This window comes from Nitrospira sp., assembly GCA_030692565.1.
In the GTDB taxonomy this organism is placed as follows: Bacteria; Nitrospirota; Nitrospiria; order Nitrospirales; family Nitrospiraceae; genus Nitrospira_D.
In genome coordinates, this window is the sequence record JAUYAO010000023.1 from 1 (window position 1) to 13,924 (window position 13,924).

Genomic DNA, 13,924 nt, shown 5'->3' on the forward strand with positions numbered 1-13,924 from the left:
CGAGCCCTCAAGGCCGCCATCCGGCACTACATCACGGTCACCAATACACACCCCAAACCCTTCACATGGACGAAGACCGCCGACGAAATCCTGGCCAGCGTGGCCCGATTTTGTCAGCGAACTTCGGAGACAGGACACTAGCTGAGAAAGTTTATGGATTTAAGATTTGTACTCGCAGTCCCGGCAAAATGTTGGACCTAGAAATGTGCCATTTACGATCTTCAATCCAGCCAGTCGGTACGCGCCGGACAACCCGCTGAACCCAGCCCAGCCCTATGCGCTAGATAATCCCCTCAACCCCGCGAACCGCTATGATCCAGGCAATTCAGTGAATCCAGCGAATCGCTACAGTCCCAACAATTCCCTCAATCCGAGAAACGAAAAAGGTACCGGGAGTCTTTCTTTGCACAGTCACCTCCAACCCGACGCGCGCGCATGCAAGAAGCACGATGTGTCCGGCTTGATCAGCGGCTACGGAAATTCTGTCTTGGGACGCCGGACGCGAAGCTTGCGATCGATCATCACGACGAAGGCGCGCATCCAGGGCTCGGCAGGTTCAGACTGAACCACGGTGTGGATTTGACGGGTGTGGCGCCTGGTGCACGCAGGTGCCTACGAGGTCTGATGAGTGTCGAGCATTGACAGGCGAAACGCTACGCTATACAGTTCTCTGGTATGATTAGGTCATTTCGGCACAAGGGGCTACAAGCCTTTTTTGAAACAGGCAGCAAGGCGGGTATCCAGCCGCACCATGCGGCCCGGCTCGGGCGACAACTGGCCAGACTTGACCTGGCCCAAACGGCGGCGGATATGAATGTGCCGGGGTGGGGGCTGCATGGATTGGCCGGCACTCTTGCAGGCCGGTATGCGGTGTCCGTGAGCGAAAATTGGCGACTGACCTTTGGTTTCGATGGCGGGGATGTCCTCCTCATCGATTACCAAGATTATCACTAGGAGGACTCCACATGAGCCGAATGCATAATCCCCCGCACCCAGGCGAAACATTGAGAGAGGATATTTTGCCTGCCCTGGGCTTGACCGTGACGCAAGCCGCGGCGCAACTGGGGGTGACCCGTGCCGCCTTGTCGCGCGTCTTGAATGGACGAGCGGCGATCTCTCCGGAAATGGCCTTGCGATTAGAAGGATGGCTCGGCGTGAAAAATGGAGGCCGCGCTGATGTGTGGGTGGCACAGCAGGCTGCGTATGATTTGTGGCAGGCCCGCAAGACCGGCGTGCCAAGAGTACGACGGGCCATTGTGCTCGAAGCGTGATGCCGCTCTGCGGAAGAATCTGAAAGTCAGAACTGGGGTCGGTTCTTGCCCCTGCCGTGGTCTGTACACATTTCCTCTTGCTGCTCCTCTGCCACCTCGCGCCTGAGATTGCGAACCTGTCACGGCCATCGGGTAACGAAATGCCGCGGAGACGAACACACGGGGGCGCGATGACGGCGGTGAAAGATTGCTCACGAGTCGGGAAATACCGGGAGGGGGGCAGTCTCTGTGCGGTCAGGATCGTCCGGTGCAATAAGCAGACAACTTGAGGCCGGCGAGAATCGTGCGTACCGTCACCCGCGTTCCTTTGACCACAGGCTCTCCTCCGCAGATAGTCGCATCACGGACGATGTACTCTTTGCAGATCATCACGTATCTCCGTGTCCTTGTGGACGAGCCTAGAGCGTTGCCAGTGTCCAATCAAGATATCGATCAACCTCTACTAAGCTGAATCTAGCCTGTTCCCCCACTCCGATCGAACGCTGGATAGACCAGATCGATGGATTCGCGCTATTCCTCTCTTAACCCCTCCACTACTGGTTGCTGTGCGGCCCAGCGGGCGGGGAAGTAGCCGGCGATCAGCGTGGCTGCCGCGGCGAGGCCGACGGCTTGAGCGAGGGCGCCGAACGGCAGAATCATCTGAATCGTCCAGCTGAACGATTGCTTGTTGATCACTTTGATGAGCAGTAGGGACAGTAGCCCGCCGCCGACCAGTCCCAGCGCGATGCCTACGACACCCAGATAGGCTGCTTCCCACAAAACGAGTTGCCGGATCTGCCCTTCGCTGCCGCCGATGGCGCGCAGCGTGGCAAACTCCCGGCGCCGTTCCAGCACCGAGGTCACCAGTGTATTCACGATGCCGAGCATGGCAATGATCACGGCGATCGCTTCGAGCACATAGGTGAGCAAGAAGGTCCGGTCAAAGATGTCGAGGATTTCCTTGCGCAACTCAGCATTGCTGATGATGAGCGGTGGTAGGGTCCGGTCCGGTGCTTGCTGCAATGCGCCGGCGATCGCCTGCCTGACCTGCTCCCTATCCGCCCCCTCGTTCAGATAGATCGGGAAGACGGTCACGAGTTCGTCCTGCCAGAGCGATTGATAAAGCCCGCGATCCATGACCAACTTTCCGCCGTCGGTGGCGTAGTCGTAGAACACGGCCACGACCGGAAACGACCGCGCTCCTTGCGGGGTCATGATCCCCAGCGAGTGGCCTTCGCGAACGCCGAGCCGGTTGGCCAGCACTTCAGACAGGATGATCCCGCCGCTCTCGACCGCCTGATTCAACCGGTCGGTGGAACTCCCCTGACGGACGAGATACTGGCTGCGCCTGGCATGCAACCGCAGATCGCGCGAGACGATCGCCACGCGCTGCCCCTTCACCTCCACCCGCACATCCCGATAGGTATCCACCTCGGCCACGCCGGGGATTGCGGCCAGTACGCCGCGCCAGCCTGGGGGCAGACTCTTCGTGCCGTTCCCGCTATTCGCCTCCCGCAGCCAGGTCGAGGGAGCCACGACGATATCGGCGATCACGGTCTCGTTGATCCAGACTTCGACGGTGTGCCGAAAACTGCGCACCATGATGAGCACGCCGATCATGATCGCCAGGCCCACCATCAGGGCAGAGACCGTCACGCCGTTCCGGCCCGGGTTCCTCGCTGCATGCTCCACAGCAATCTCTCGCATCGCGCCCTGCGCGCCGGCAAGACGTTCGCTCTGGAGAATTCGTTTTCTCCAGCCTGTCACACAGAGCGGAGCAAGGCACGACAGTCCAGCCAATAAACAGAATGTCGCGAGATAGCCCAGAATCGGCGCTCCGCCCAGCGGCCCGGCAAAAGCAAGCAGCCCGGCTAGAACGAGCAACCCGATCCCGCCAACCGCCAATCCCCCTACCCGCACCTGTCGGCTGCTCTCGTAGTCGCCAGGTGCCAATGCCCGCACGGTGGCGGTGCGGCTGGCATCGAGGCTCGGCCCGATCGCTCCGATCATGGAGACAAGACAGCCGATCAGAATCCCTTCAGCAGAGGCCTGCCAGAGTTCAGCTACGTCGAACCAGGATGCGGTCCCCTGACTCACCGGGGTATAGAGATCCGAGATCGTCCGGCTGACCAGTATGACCAGTTTCTGCGCCAGCAGAATTCCGCCCACACTCCCGGCAATTCCACCCAGCAGCCCGAACAGAGCCGCCTCAGCCAGAAAGAGCCCGGCCACGCGTGTCTGGGTCATCCCAATCGCACGGTAGATACCGATCTCGCGGCGGCGCTGCGCCACGGCGAACGCCATCGTGTTGTAAATGAGAAACATACCGACCAGCAGACCGACCCAACTCAGGACGGTGAGATTCAATCGGAACGCCCGCACCATCTGCTCGACCTGCTGCGTCCGGCTCGCCGGCCGCTCGACCGTGACATGCGGCGGCACAACGGCGCGCACGGCCTGCGCCGCCGCGTCAATCTCAACCTCCGGATTCGTCACCAGATCGATCCGGTCCAGCTTTCCGACCATGTCAAAGAGAACTTGAGCGGCGGCGATGTCCATCACGGCTAGACGATCCCAGGACGAGACCCGGTCGGCCCGGTCCTGAATCACACCGGCAATCCGCGCCTGGACCTGCCGGGGGCCGACTTGGAGCTGGACCGTACTACCCTTTTCGAGATGCCACTCCGCCGCTAATTTTCTCCCGATATAGAGGCTGTCGGCTTTCAGCAAGTCCGCGAGCGGATTGTCACCCTGCTCCGGCATCACTCGAAAGCCGCGGGTATCGAACTCGGCGAGGAGATCCAGTCCAATGACTTGTGCCGCTCCAGCCGGACGCCCGGCATCGAGCCGCACCGCCGTCTGCACGATCACCGGCGACGCAGACGTCAGGCCCGGTACGTCCCGCACCTTCGCGATCAGCTGTTCATCCAGCCCGAAGTCTCCTCCGGAGACCTCCAAGGTGGTTGGTCCGGCAACGGTCAGCACGGCCTGCTCGAACGAGTGCAGCACCTCCACATTGGCCGTCCGCACCGCCACCGAGGCCGCCACGCCCAGCGCCACGCCCACAATCGTAAGCACCGTCCGGAACGGCCGTTGGGTCATGTGGGACCACAGCAGAAGCGCGACGACGTTCAACCAGGCCATTGTGCGGCTCCTAGAGATCCGATTGCTGTTCGCACTTACGTAGAACCACGGTGACGGGAAACACCTGCACGCACGAATGATTTACGGGCTGCGCAGAATGGCCGTTTCGTTTACAGGTCGCCGACCCTTTGCTAGATTGACGAGGAACATTTGATCGGGAGTCACACATGGCACGTAGTCGAGGGAACAACGCACTTCAGATAGACCGGAGCCCGAAGGCCGAGTTCTCCATTACCCCCCGGCAACGGGAAATCCTGAAGATGGTCGCCCTCGGCCATACGAATCGGGAAATTGCGGAAACACTGGCGATCAGCATCCGCACCGTCGAGGTGCATCGCTTCAATCTGATGCGGCGGCTGAATGTCCGAAACGTGGCGCAGTTGCTTCGCCAAGGCCTTCAGCAAGGATTACTGCCACGCAACTTCGGCCTGAAATAGCGTCACAGCTCTTTCACCTTCCCCCGACATTCCGTCACTGATCCGTAGCCCTTCTTCTTCAGCTGCGCCGCCAGTTCCGTCTCCAGCCGTCCGAAGGCGCCAAGCCCCTCTTCAACCAGAACCGTGCCGACCTGCACCGCCGACGCTCCGCAGAGGAAGTGCTCGAAGGCATCGACTCCGTGCATGACGCCGCCGGTGCCGATGATGGGAATCTTTCCCTGGAAGATTTTGTAGAAGGCCCGCACATTCGCGAGCGCCACGGCCTTGATGATGGTGCCGCCCAACCCGCCGAACCCGCCCTTCGGCTTGATGACGACTTCTTCCCGCTCCGGATCGACCACGAGGCCGTTGCCGACCGAGTTAATCATGTTGAGAAAGTCGACCTCGCACCGGCCGATCACCTTCCCCATCACCTCATGGTGCGCCGGATCGAAATAAGGCGGCAGCTTCACACCCATCGGGACGGTGATAACCTTGCGCACCCGCTTGAGCAGACGCTCGGACGCCTCCGGGTCATAGCCGATCTGCGGCTTGCCGGGAATATTCGGGCAGGAGAGATTCACTTCGATCAAGTCGGGCTTCGCTGCATTGATGGCGGCCGCGATCGTCGGGAAATCGTCTTCGCACAGCCCCGCCACGCTCGCAATGACCGGCTTGCCGAACTGTTTCAACTCGGGAATGAGTTCGGCATAGGCCCGATAGCCGAGATTGGGCAAGCCCATCGAATTGATCGAGCCGCCCGGAAAGCCGTAGTACCGGGGCTCCGGATTCCCCTGGCGCGCTTCGACGGTCATGGACTTGGTGACAATCGCCCCTGCGCGCGATGTGCCCAGCGCCACCAGTTCGTCCCGCGTGACACAGAGCGCGCCGGCCGCGTTCATGAAACAGCTGGGAAACTTCACCCCTGCAATCGTCGTCGAGAGATCCGTCATGCTACCCCCGTTAAAGCCGTCGATGGTGCGCGCGCAACAAGCCGCCCGTCCTGCATCGTCCAGGTATAGTCCGCGCATTGCGCGGCAGTCTGGCTATGCGTCACCAGCAAGACCGTGACGTCGCCTGCTTTCGTCAGCGATCGAATCAATGTCATGATCTCTGCCCCCTGATGGGAGTCGAGATTGCCGGTCGGTTCGTCAGCCAGAAGCAATTTCGGCCGATGCGCGAGCGCCCGGGCGATCGCGATCCGTTGTTGCTCGCCACCCGACAATTCTCCGGGACGATGATGCTTCCGATGCCCCATATGGACCAGCTCCAGCACTTCCTCGACCCGCTGTGCGACTGACCGGCCGCCGTCTCCGCGCAACATCAATGGCAGCGCGACATTCTCCAAAGCCGTCAGCCCTGGAACCAAGTGAAACGCTTGGAACACGATGCCGATCAGTTCCCGCCGCGCCACCGTCCAATCATGACTGGTAAATGTGGTAGTCGCCCGCCCGTCGAGATAGAGCTCTCCGGACGAAGGCCGATCGAGGCCGCCTGCCAGATTCAGCAACGTACTCTTCCCGCAACCGCTGGGCCCGACGAACGCGCAGAACTCGCCGCGTCCGACATCGAGACTCACCTCATGCAGCGCCGCCACCGCAGCCTCGCCACGCTCATAGGTCTTGGATAACCGGGCCAGCTTCACCATGTCTGCAACACACCTCAGATTCTGCAATGCCATGTAGAACGATCGTCCTCGTATAACACAACCATTTAGAACCCCACAACCTTGACAGGCGCCCGTTCCTATCCTACAACCAGCCGCATCTCTCCCTGTCTGAGAGTGGCGCAAGATGGAATCGTGGCCTCAGAAACTGCCTGGCCTGATACGGCACGCCGTCAGATTTATTCTGCCGGCTGACTGTGCCACATGTGGAGTGCCGCTCACGACCGATCCCGTCCCGCTGTTTTGCACGAGCTGCTGGGACACCGTCGCTCCGCTCAGGCTGGCTCGCTGCTCGCAATGCGATCGTCCGCTCCCCTCGCCCGTCGCACTCACCTACAGCCCCACCCATCGCTGCCACCACTGCACGGTTCGCCCACCCGCCTATGTGAAAGCCTGGACTCTGTATCCCTATCTGCCGCCTTTGCAAGACGCTATTTGCCTGTTCAAATACAGAGGGAAAGTCTCGCTGGCCAAGCCGCTGGGACGCTTAATGATCGCAGCCATCCCTGCTTCGTTGGATGCCGACCTCGTCATCCCGGTCCCGTTGCATCCCACCCGTTTGAGAGAGCGTGAATTCAATCAATCGCTGCTGCTCGCCGATCAGGTGGCCACACACCTGCATCTCCCCCTTTCGTTCACCAATCTCGTTCGAACCGTTCCATCAGAACCCCAAAGCACGTTGTCGCGAAAAGAACGGATGAAGAATCTTCGCCGGGCCTTTGCAGTCCGCCGACCGGAGTCGATCGCTCAGAAACGTATCCTGCTGATCGATGACGTCTTTACGACTGGCACGACGACAAACGAATGTGCCAAGGTACTTCGAACAGCCGGAGCAGAGGCCGTCTTCGTCCTCACCCTGGCACGAACGATCGAGTCGAGTGTCGTGCCTGACCGAATCCTGGCCCAACGTGCCACCGGTCTCCTAGGAGTCTTGAGGGGATAGCCATGCCGATCTACGAATACCTTTGCCGCGATTGTCGGAAGCGAAGCACCTTGCTGGTGCTGAGCCTGGCCAGCTCGACCCCGCCGGCCTGCAAACAGTGCGGGAGCCAGTCTGTGGACCGCCTCCTCTCCCGATTCTCCGCCCCAAAGTCCGATGAGGCCCGGCTTGCTTCCCTTTCAGCCCCGGACAACTTCGACGGACTGGATGAGAACGATCCGGAGTCAATGTCCCGCTTCATGAAACACATGGGAGTCGAGATGGGTGAGGACGTCGAACAGGATGTCGAGGCCATGATGGATTCGGCCGATAGCGGGACCTCCGATAACGGTAGCACTGACAGTCTATGACAGGCATTGTCATGTATTTTTACTTGACAATCCGCCCTCACTCACTAAAATAGCCCTTATCTTCTGGAGTCTTATGAGAAACAGACCTTCTCAGAACAGGTGGGACGATGGGGACAGCCCCGAAGAGCGAATTGATGACGGTGTCGGAGACGTGTCTGTACCTGAAGATTACGACCCGCACCCTCTATCGCTATATACAGAACAGACAGATTCCAGCCTTCAAGCTTGGGAAAGAATGGCGATTCGTACGTTCGGATCTGGAGCAGTGGATCCGCGACCGGACCAGAACCGCCCTCCCGTCATAAACTAGGATCGATCTATGTTCGCTGGCGAATATCTCTGCAAAGTCGACGAGAAGGGGCGTTTCATCGTCCCCTCCCCGATCCGCGAGCAGATTGAAGCCGACGGCCAGGCCGTCACCTTCCTCAAGGGCCCGGAACAATCCCTCCTCATCTATTCGTTGAAGGAATGGGAAAAGGTCCTCGACCGGACCAAGACGACACTCGATGAAGACCAAAGCCGCCTGTTCATGCACTTTGTCGTGTCCGAGGCAGGCACATCAGAAATCGACAAGACCGGCCGCATCCTCATTCCCGGCCGCTTGCGGAAACAGATTCCCTTGGATGAAGATCTCGAAATCATTCTGGTCGGGATGTATCACCGAATGGAAGTCTGGAATCCCAGCGAGTGGCGCCGCTACATTGCCCGCACCGAAGACCGCTACGAACAGAACATGTCGAAGATTCAGAACCTGCTGTAAGTTCGCTCCATGCCTGCCGGACGACGTCACACGGGCTCCCATCGTTCAAAAGTCCCCGTTCGCGTCGTCTCCTATCGACCGGCCGCCAAAGCCGAACCAGCTTCGAAACAGCCGTCCGTTGCCAATCTACCCCCAACAGTTCGACAAGCGCGTCCCCGAGCGCCGCTTCAAATCCCGGTGCCCTCTGCAGTTGTGACGGCCGAATCCATCGCGATCACGCTGCCGGTTCCACCCAGCATCAACCATCAGTACGCCACGGTTCAGGGCCGCCGGGTCCTGTCTTCGGCAGGTCGAACGTATAAGCAACATGTCGGGCAGCAGCTCTGGCTGGCCTTGTCTCAATCTCCCCACAAGCGAGTGCTGATGCATCGGCTTCAATCGGAACCTCTCGCCCTCTCCATTCGGTTTTATTTCACCTCGCCCCTCAGACGCGATGTCGACGGCGGACTCAAAATCGCCCAGGATGCCCTCTGCGAAGGGATCGGCCTCAATGACAATCGCATAGTGGAAACCCATCTCTATAAGGATGTCGATCGAACCAATCCCCGGATTCAGATTGCCCTCTCCCTGGCTACCCAATAGCAGTCCCAATATATCCAGCACCCCTCTTTAGATTCCCGCAGGCACAACCGATAAGAGTGTGAACTCTTTTAACTATTTGCCGTATCCATAGCCATGGCCACAAAGACGATTTCGATCGATCAACTCCGCGTCGGGATGTACGTTGCGAAGATCGACCTGTCCTGGTTTCGATCGCCGTTTCTCCGGCGCTCGTTGCCCATCGAACACACGATTCAAATTGAGAAGCTGCGCCGCGCCGGAGCCCAGCGCATCGTTATTGATCTGTCCCGCGGGGATGATGTTGAAACGGTGGGTACGCTCGACCCGCTGATCTCCTCGCAAGAGATGACGCTGACGCCGCAGGCACCTCCATCGAAATTGGTTCCCAAGCCGTTGACCCAGCTGAACGAAGAGTATGCCCAAGCTCTGGTTGCCAGAAAGCAATTGGAGCAAGCCGTTCACTCGGTCTTCTCGTCTATTGCAGAACAGGGATCCGTTGACCCTCAGTTGGCAGCCGAAGCCGTGCAGGAAGTCGCAATCGTCACACGAACCCTCCAGAATTCAGCCATCTTCATGGCGCTCAGCCAGCAACGGGCAGGAGATTCGTCCCTGAGCCACCATGCGCTTTCAACCTGCACCTTGTCGCTCGTCGTCGGACAATCGTTCGGCTATAACCCGCTCGAACTCCAGGAACTGGCCATGGCCGCGCTGCTTCACGACATCGGCCTGCTCCAGATTCCCGCACCGATCATTCAGCGAAGCGCCAACACCTCCCATCCGCCCTCACGGCAAGACCGGCAACTGCTCCAGTCGCATCCCCGATTGGGTATTCTCGCGCTTGAACGGCAAGGGGGATTCGAAACCAGAGTCTTGCAAATGATCGGGGAGCACCATATCCGCCTCGATGACTCGGGCTATCCCCAAGGCACCAAAGGCGAGTTTACGTCGGAACGCTCGCGCATTCTGATGATTGCCGATTACTACGATGAGTTGATCACCGGATTCGGCGGAGCGTCGCCGCTGGCACCCCATCAAGCGCTGCAACGGATTTTCCGAGAATCCCAGGACGGGGCGTTCGATCAGGTCATCCTGTCGCGCTTTATCAAGCTGATCGGCATCTACCCGGTTCACAGCCGCGTGCAGTTGAACACGAGCGAAAAGGCTGTTGTGACGGAGTTGAATCCGTCAGCGCTGCATCGACCTGTCGTCACAATCACCCATACTCCCAACGGGAATGAGGCACCAACCCCTTTCGTTGTCGACCTGTCAGACCAAGTCAATGTCACGCCCGAACGGGCTATCGATAAGGTGCTGGACTCCCAGGAACCCGCCCATCCCGCCAGCGCGTCACAAGCCGCCTAGCCCTGGCAGAACACGCACCAGCAACGTCGCCGATACCCCCTGCACATGAAGACGATAGACGATTTGAAATCGATCGCTACTCGTAGCGTAACGCGTCGATCGGATTGAGCCGAGCCGCTTTATTGGCTGGATAGAGACCGAAAAAGAGACCGACCGCGAGCGAGAAGACAAACGCCGCGATCACGGTATCGCCGGAAATGATCGTGGGCCACCCCGCGATAACGGTCGTCAGCCTCGCACCCACCACCCCGACGACAATTCCCAGCGTCCCGCCGACGACACTCAAGGTCATGGCCTCGATCAAGAACTGCATGAGGATATGCCGCCGCTTGGCCCCCACCGCCATCCGAACGCCGATCTCCCGCGTCCGCTCCGTCACGGAGACCAGTAGAATATTCATAATGCCGATGCCGCCGACCAGCAGCGAAACTGCCGCAATGGAGAGCAGCATCACCGTCAACGTCTGACTCGTGCCTTCTTGAACTTTTCCAATATCGACCTGCGTGCGGATCGTAAAGTCGTCGCCCTGTTCGGCCTGGAGCCGATGCCGGGCCCGCAAGAACTCACGAATCTGATCGACGGCGGCAAACAGATCCTCCTGCCGCTCCGTCGTGGCAAACAAGGCCCCGACCGATCCGATGAACTGCGTCCCAAAGACTTTCCGCTCCGCGGTGCTGAAGGGGATAAACACGATGTCGTCCTGATCCGATCCTTGGGCCGATTGGCCCTTCGGTGCAAGCACCCCGATCACACGAAACGGCACATTCTTGATCCGAATGACGGACCCGACCGGCTCCTCACCCGCCTCAAACAGATTTTCCACCACGGTTTGCCCGACCAGCGCCACACGCACCGCGGCATCCAGATCGACCTGCGTAAATGGGCCACCACTGGTAAACGACCAGTCGCGGATCGTCAGATAGCTGGGGGAAACTCCATTTACGGACCCATTCCAATTCTTGTTCCCATTGACGATCTGCATGACATCACGCTTCGCCCACCCGGTATCTTGCAGCAACGGGATGCGCTTCTTCATCTCCAGCGCATCGGACACATTCAGCGTGACTGCGCCGCCCTGTCCGCCCCGCACGCCGCTGACAGTCGTCGACCCCGGCAGCACGATGATGACATTGGTTCCCATACTGGCGACTTGCGCCTGCACCGCCGCCTTGGCTCCCTCTCCGATACTGACCATGGCAATCACGGCACCAACCCCGATGACGATCCCCAACATTGTCAGCCCGGCCCTGAGCCGGTTGCGGCTGAGGATACGGATCGCCGTCATGAGCGTGAGGAGGAGAAATGCCGGCATCAGCGCCCCACCAGAGGGGACGGATGCCCGGGCTTGGTATGCCGATCGGTAAGCACCTGCCCATCTTTAATCACGATTTCACGGGCAGCATAGGCCGCGATATCGGGTTCATGAGTCACTAAGATAACCGTGATGCCTTCTTCCTTGTTCAACCGATCGAGGATCGTCATGATTTCCCGGCTCGATTCTGTATCCAGATTTCCGGTCGGTTCGTCGGCCAACAAGAGGGATGGCGTCGTGACCAATGCGCGGGCAATGGCCACCCGTTGTTGCTGCCCGCCGGACAATTGCGTCGGATAGTGCTGTTCGCGGCCCTTCAATCCCACCCGCTCCAACGCCGCCGCCGCCAGCGTTCGCTGCTCGCGAAGAGAGAGGCCGCGATAGAAGAGCGGAAGCTGCGCATTTTCCAAGGCGCTGGTGCGGGGGATCAGATTGAAGCTTTGAAAAACGAACCCGATCTGCCGATTCCGGATCTCAGCCAGCTCATCGGCGCGAAGCGCCGCAACATCGACGCCGTTCAGCCAATAATGGCCCTTGGTGGGCTGATCCAGACAACCCAACATGTTCATCAGCGTCGACTTCCCTGACCCCGATGAACCCATGATCGCGACAAACTCGCCTTGCTCGACCGTGAGATTCAGCCCGCGAAGCGCCTGCACCTCCACATCGCCTAAGCGATACACTTTCCACAGGTCTTCGCACTGAATCAACGAAACCGGCCGGCCATGTCCACTATCCATGAGCGCCCTGCCTTGTCAGCGGCATTCGATCACACCGTGCACGAAGTGAGTCATGACCACTACATACCCCGGTCACGCGTGCGGCGCTGTCCGCCGCCGCCACCGAAGCCGGGTGGCAGCTCGCTCCCTTGGCGATTCGCTCGAGGCACATCCAGCCCCACGATGACCGTATCCTGCTCCCCGAGGGATCCGCCGACAATCTCCGTCGCCACGCCATCGGAAATCCCCGTCTGAACCGACACGGAGACCAGCTCGCCGGACTCATCTTGTTTCCAGACTTTACGTGCGGCGGCTCCGGTCTCCATAGCGCCGGATGACGCTCGGCTCGCAGCCGGTCGCCCCTCAGCCTTGGCCGGTTTTCCTTCAGCCGATCCGCCTTCTGCCCGCTCGCTCTTGGGAGGCGTAAAGCGTAACGCAGCGTTCGGCACCTTGAGCACCTGCTCTCGTTGCGCCACGACAATGGAAACATTCGCCGTCATCCCCGGCTTCAGACGCAGGTCTTGATTGTCGACGGCCACCACAACATTGTACGTCACCACATTCTGCACATTGATCGGAGCCAACCGCACCTGGCGGATCGATCCGGAAAACCGCACGCCGGGATAGGCATCCACGGAAAACGTCGCATCCTTTCCCTCGGCAATCCCGCCGATATCCGACTCGCTCACATTGGTATCCACCTGCATCTTCGTCAAATCGAGCGCGATCAGAAACAGGTTCGGCGTGGCAAAACTGGCGGCGACGGTCTGCCCGACTTCGATGTTTCTGGCCACCACAATGCCATCGACCGGCGAACGGATCGTGGTGTATTTCAATTCCAGTTCCGCTGAGTTCAACGCCGCTTCCGCCTGCCTGACTTGCGCCTCGGCCACGTGCACCTGCGCTTCCGCGCCCTGCGCGTTGGTCACAGCCACATCCACATCATTCTGCGACACAAAATTCTGATCGATCAGAGAGCGGACCCGGTCGAGTTCGCGTTTACGCTGCGCTCCATCCGTCTTGGCGCGGGCCACATTCGCTTTCGCCATTTCCAGATTACTCGCAGCTTGATCCCGACGGGCCTTAAACGGTTCCGGATCGATCACCGCCACGATGTCGCCGGCCTTCACCCGCGAATTGAAGTCCGCGTGGAGACTTTTGATCATGCCGGAAACTTGCGAGCCGACTTGCACGGACACGACCGGATTGATGGTGCCCGTTGCGCTCACGATAGAAACGATAGAACCCCGTTCGACGGCGGCGGTCCGATAGCGCACCGGCACCTTGCGCTCTCCGGTGAAGAACACATACCCGCCGATGGCAAGCCCCACCGCTACAATGCCGAGCACAATCCCGAGTCGTCGCATAAGCTAATCCTTGCCTGACCAGAGTGCATTCATCATAGCAGGAAGCTGCGGGACGAATCATCCCGCGACAGCCTCCG

At 59.6% G+C, this 13,924-nt stretch carries 17 protein-coding genes; 10 read left to right on the plus strand and 7 right to left on the minus strand.

The window, feature by feature from the left end; genetic code table 11:
• From Q8N04_05630 to Q8N04_05640, 3 genes are all read left to right on the plus strand, one after another.
• On the plus strand, positions 1-141 hold a 141-nt coding region (locus Q8N04_05630), incomplete at its 5' end, for an IS630 family transposase (GenBank protein ID MDP3090137.1).
• A 534-nt stretch (positions 142-675) separates the two neighbouring features.
• Positions 676-954, plus strand: coding sequence for a type II toxin-antitoxin system RelE/ParE family toxin (locus Q8N04_05635; GenBank protein MDP3090138.1), 279 nt, complete (start codon positions 676-678; stop codon positions 952-954).
• An 11-nt stretch (positions 955-965) separates the two neighbouring features.
• Complete coding sequence (locus Q8N04_05640; GenBank protein ID MDP3090139.1) at positions 966-1,271, plus strand: HigA family addiction module antitoxin; 306 nt, start codon at positions 966-968, stop codon at positions 1,269-1,271.
• Between the two features lie 234 nt (positions 1,272-1,505).
• On the opposite strand, the gene Q8N04_05645 is transcribed toward Q8N04_05640, so the two are convergent.
• Together Q8N04_05645 and Q8N04_05650 are read right to left on the minus strand one after the other, a co-directional pair.
• Positions 1,506-1,640 carry a DUF433 domain-containing protein gene (locus Q8N04_05645; protein ID MDP3090140.1) on the minus strand — a complete coding sequence of 45 codons (135 nt, stop codon included), beginning with the start codon at positions 1,638-1,640 and terminating at the stop codon, positions 1,506-1,508.
• A gap of 141 nt (positions 1,641-1,781) precedes the next feature.
• Positions 1,782-4,394, minus strand: a complete 2,613-nt coding sequence (locus Q8N04_05650; protein MDP3090141.1) for an ABC transporter permease — start codon at positions 4,392-4,394, stop codon at positions 1,782-1,784.
• Positions 4,395-4,561: 167 nt separating this feature from the next.
• Here Q8N04_05650 and Q8N04_05655 point away from each other — a divergent pair, with 167 nt between their 5' ends.
• Positions 4,562-4,831: a LuxR C-terminal-related transcriptional regulator gene (locus Q8N04_05655; GenBank protein MDP3090142.1), complete on the plus strand. Its 270-nt coding sequence runs from the start codon at positions 4,562-4,564 to the stop codon at positions 4,829-4,831.
• Between the two features lie 2 nt (positions 4,832-4,833).
• On the opposite strand, the gene Q8N04_05660 is transcribed toward Q8N04_05655, so the two are convergent.
• Positions 4,834-5,763 carry a dihydroorotate oxidase gene (locus Q8N04_05660; GenBank protein ID MDP3090143.1) on the minus strand — a complete coding sequence of 310 codons (930 nt, stop codon included), beginning with the start codon at positions 5,761-5,763 and terminating at the stop codon, positions 4,834-4,836.
• Entirely contained in the window at positions 5,760-6,458 is a 699-nt protein-coding gene (locus Q8N04_05665) for an ABC transporter ATP-binding protein (GenBank protein MDP3090144.1), read from the minus strand. The genes Q8N04_05660 and Q8N04_05665 overlap by 4 nt, the downstream gene beginning before the upstream one ends.
• Positions 6,459-6,603: 145 nt before the next feature.
• On the opposite strand from Q8N04_05665, the gene Q8N04_05670 reads away from it, so the two are divergent.
• From Q8N04_05670 to Q8N04_05695, 6 genes are all read left to right on the plus strand, one after another.
• The gene (locus tag Q8N04_05670; protein MDP3090145.1) at positions 6,604-7,419 is read left to right on the plus strand and encodes a ComF family protein; all 816 of its coding nucleotides are present in this window, start codon (positions 6,604-6,606) and stop codon (positions 7,417-7,419) included.
• Between the two features lie 2 nt (positions 7,420-7,421).
• Positions 7,422-7,766 (plus strand): zinc ribbon domain-containing protein, encoded by a 345-nt coding sequence (locus Q8N04_05675; protein ID MDP3090146.1) that lies wholly within the window; start codon positions 7,422-7,424, stop codon positions 7,764-7,766.
• Between the two features lie 107 nt (positions 7,767-7,873).
• On the plus strand, positions 7,874-8,071 hold the full coding sequence (locus Q8N04_05680; protein MDP3090147.1) for a helix-turn-helix domain-containing protein: 198 nt from the start codon (positions 7,874-7,876) through the stop codon (positions 8,069-8,071).
• Between the two features lie 14 nt (positions 8,072-8,085).
• Positions 8,086-8,526, plus strand: coding sequence for a hypothetical protein (locus Q8N04_05685; protein ID MDP3090148.1), 441 nt, complete (start codon positions 8,086-8,088; stop codon positions 8,524-8,526).
• Between the two features lie 9 nt (positions 8,527-8,535).
• On the plus strand, positions 8,536-9,108 hold the full coding sequence (locus Q8N04_05690) for a RusA family crossover junction endodeoxyribonuclease (GenBank protein ID MDP3090149.1): 573 nt from the start codon (positions 8,536-8,538) through the stop codon (positions 9,106-9,108).
• 93 nt (positions 9,109-9,201) lie between these two features.
• Positions 9,202-10,449, plus strand: coding sequence for a DUF3391 domain-containing protein (locus tag Q8N04_05695; protein ID MDP3090150.1), 1,248 nt, complete (start codon positions 9,202-9,204; stop codon positions 10,447-10,449).
• A gap of 76 nt (positions 10,450-10,525) precedes the next feature.
• On the opposite strand, the gene Q8N04_05700 is transcribed toward Q8N04_05695, so the two are convergent.
• Genes Q8N04_05700 through Q8N04_05710 form a run of 3 tightly spaced genes read right to left on the minus strand, consistent with a single transcriptional unit; the run spans position 10,526 to position 13,847 of the window.
• Positions 10,526-11,761 (minus strand): ABC transporter permease, encoded by a 1,236-nt coding sequence (locus tag Q8N04_05700; protein MDP3090151.1) that lies wholly within the window; start codon positions 11,759-11,761, stop codon positions 10,526-10,528.
• On the minus strand, positions 11,761-12,501 hold the full coding sequence (locus Q8N04_05705; GenBank protein ID MDP3090152.1) for an ABC transporter ATP-binding protein: 741 nt from the start codon (positions 12,499-12,501) through the stop codon (positions 11,761-11,763). Before Q8N04_05705 ends, Q8N04_05700 begins: the two co-directional genes overlap by 1 nt.
• Positions 12,502-12,560: 59 nt before the next feature.
• On the minus strand, positions 12,561-13,847 hold the full coding sequence (locus tag Q8N04_05710) for an efflux RND transporter periplasmic adaptor subunit (GenBank protein ID MDP3090153.1): 1,287 nt from the start codon (positions 13,845-13,847) through the stop codon (positions 12,561-12,563).
• Positions 13,848-13,924: the final 77 nt, after the last annotated feature.

Bases quoted from the DNA above. Each gene is read 5' to 3' on its own strand.
- Q8N04_05635 (MDP3090138.1), top strand. From the start codon at position 676: ATGATTAGGTCATTTCGGCACAAGGGGCTACAAGCCTTTTTTGAAACA.
- Q8N04_05640 (MDP3090139.1), top strand. From the start codon at position 966: ATGAGCCGAATGCATAATCCCCCGCACCCAGGCGAAACATTGAGAGAG.
- Q8N04_05645 (MDP3090140.1), bottom strand. From the start codon at position 1,640: ATGATCTGCAAAGAGTACATCGTCCGTGATGCGACTATCTGCGGAGGA.
- Q8N04_05650 (MDP3090141.1), bottom strand. From the start codon at position 4,394: ATGGCCTGGTTGAACGTCGTCGCGCTTCTGCTGTGGTCCCACATGACC.
- Q8N04_05655 (MDP3090142.1), top strand. From the start codon at position 4,562: ATGGCACGTAGTCGAGGGAACAACGCACTTCAGATAGACCGGAGCCCG.
- Q8N04_05660 (MDP3090143.1), bottom strand. From the start codon at position 5,763: ATGACGGATCTCTCGACGACGATTGCAGGGGTGAAGTTTCCCAGCTGT.
- Q8N04_05665 (MDP3090144.1), bottom strand. From the start codon at position 6,458: ATGGTGAAGCTGGCCCGGTTATCCAAGACCTATGAGCGTGGCGAGGCT.
- Q8N04_05670 (MDP3090145.1), top strand. From the start codon at position 6,604: ATGGAATCGTGGCCTCAGAAACTGCCTGGCCTGATACGGCACGCCGTC.
- Q8N04_05675 (MDP3090146.1), top strand. From the start codon at position 7,422: ATGCCGATCTACGAATACCTTTGCCGCGATTGTCGGAAGCGAAGCACC.
- Q8N04_05680 (MDP3090147.1), top strand. From the start codon at position 7,874: ATGGGGACAGCCCCGAAGAGCGAATTGATGACGGTGTCGGAGACGTGT.
- Q8N04_05685 (MDP3090148.1), top strand. From the start codon at position 8,086: ATGTTCGCTGGCGAATATCTCTGCAAAGTCGACGAGAAGGGGCGTTTC.
- Q8N04_05690 (MDP3090149.1), top strand. From the start codon at position 8,536: ATGCCTGCCGGACGACGTCACACGGGCTCCCATCGTTCAAAAGTCCCC.
- Q8N04_05695 (MDP3090150.1), top strand. From the start codon at position 9,202: ATGGCCACAAAGACGATTTCGATCGATCAACTCCGCGTCGGGATGTAC.
- Q8N04_05700 (MDP3090151.1), bottom strand. From the start codon at position 11,761: ATGCCGGCATTTCTCCTCCTCACGCTCATGACGGCGATCCGTATCCTC.
- Q8N04_05705 (MDP3090152.1), bottom strand. From the start codon at position 12,501: ATGGATAGTGGACATGGCCGGCCGGTTTCGTTGATTCAGTGCGAAGAC.
- Q8N04_05710 (MDP3090153.1), bottom strand. From the start codon at position 13,847: ATGCGACGACTCGGGATTGTGCTCGGCATTGTAGCGGTGGGGCTTGCC.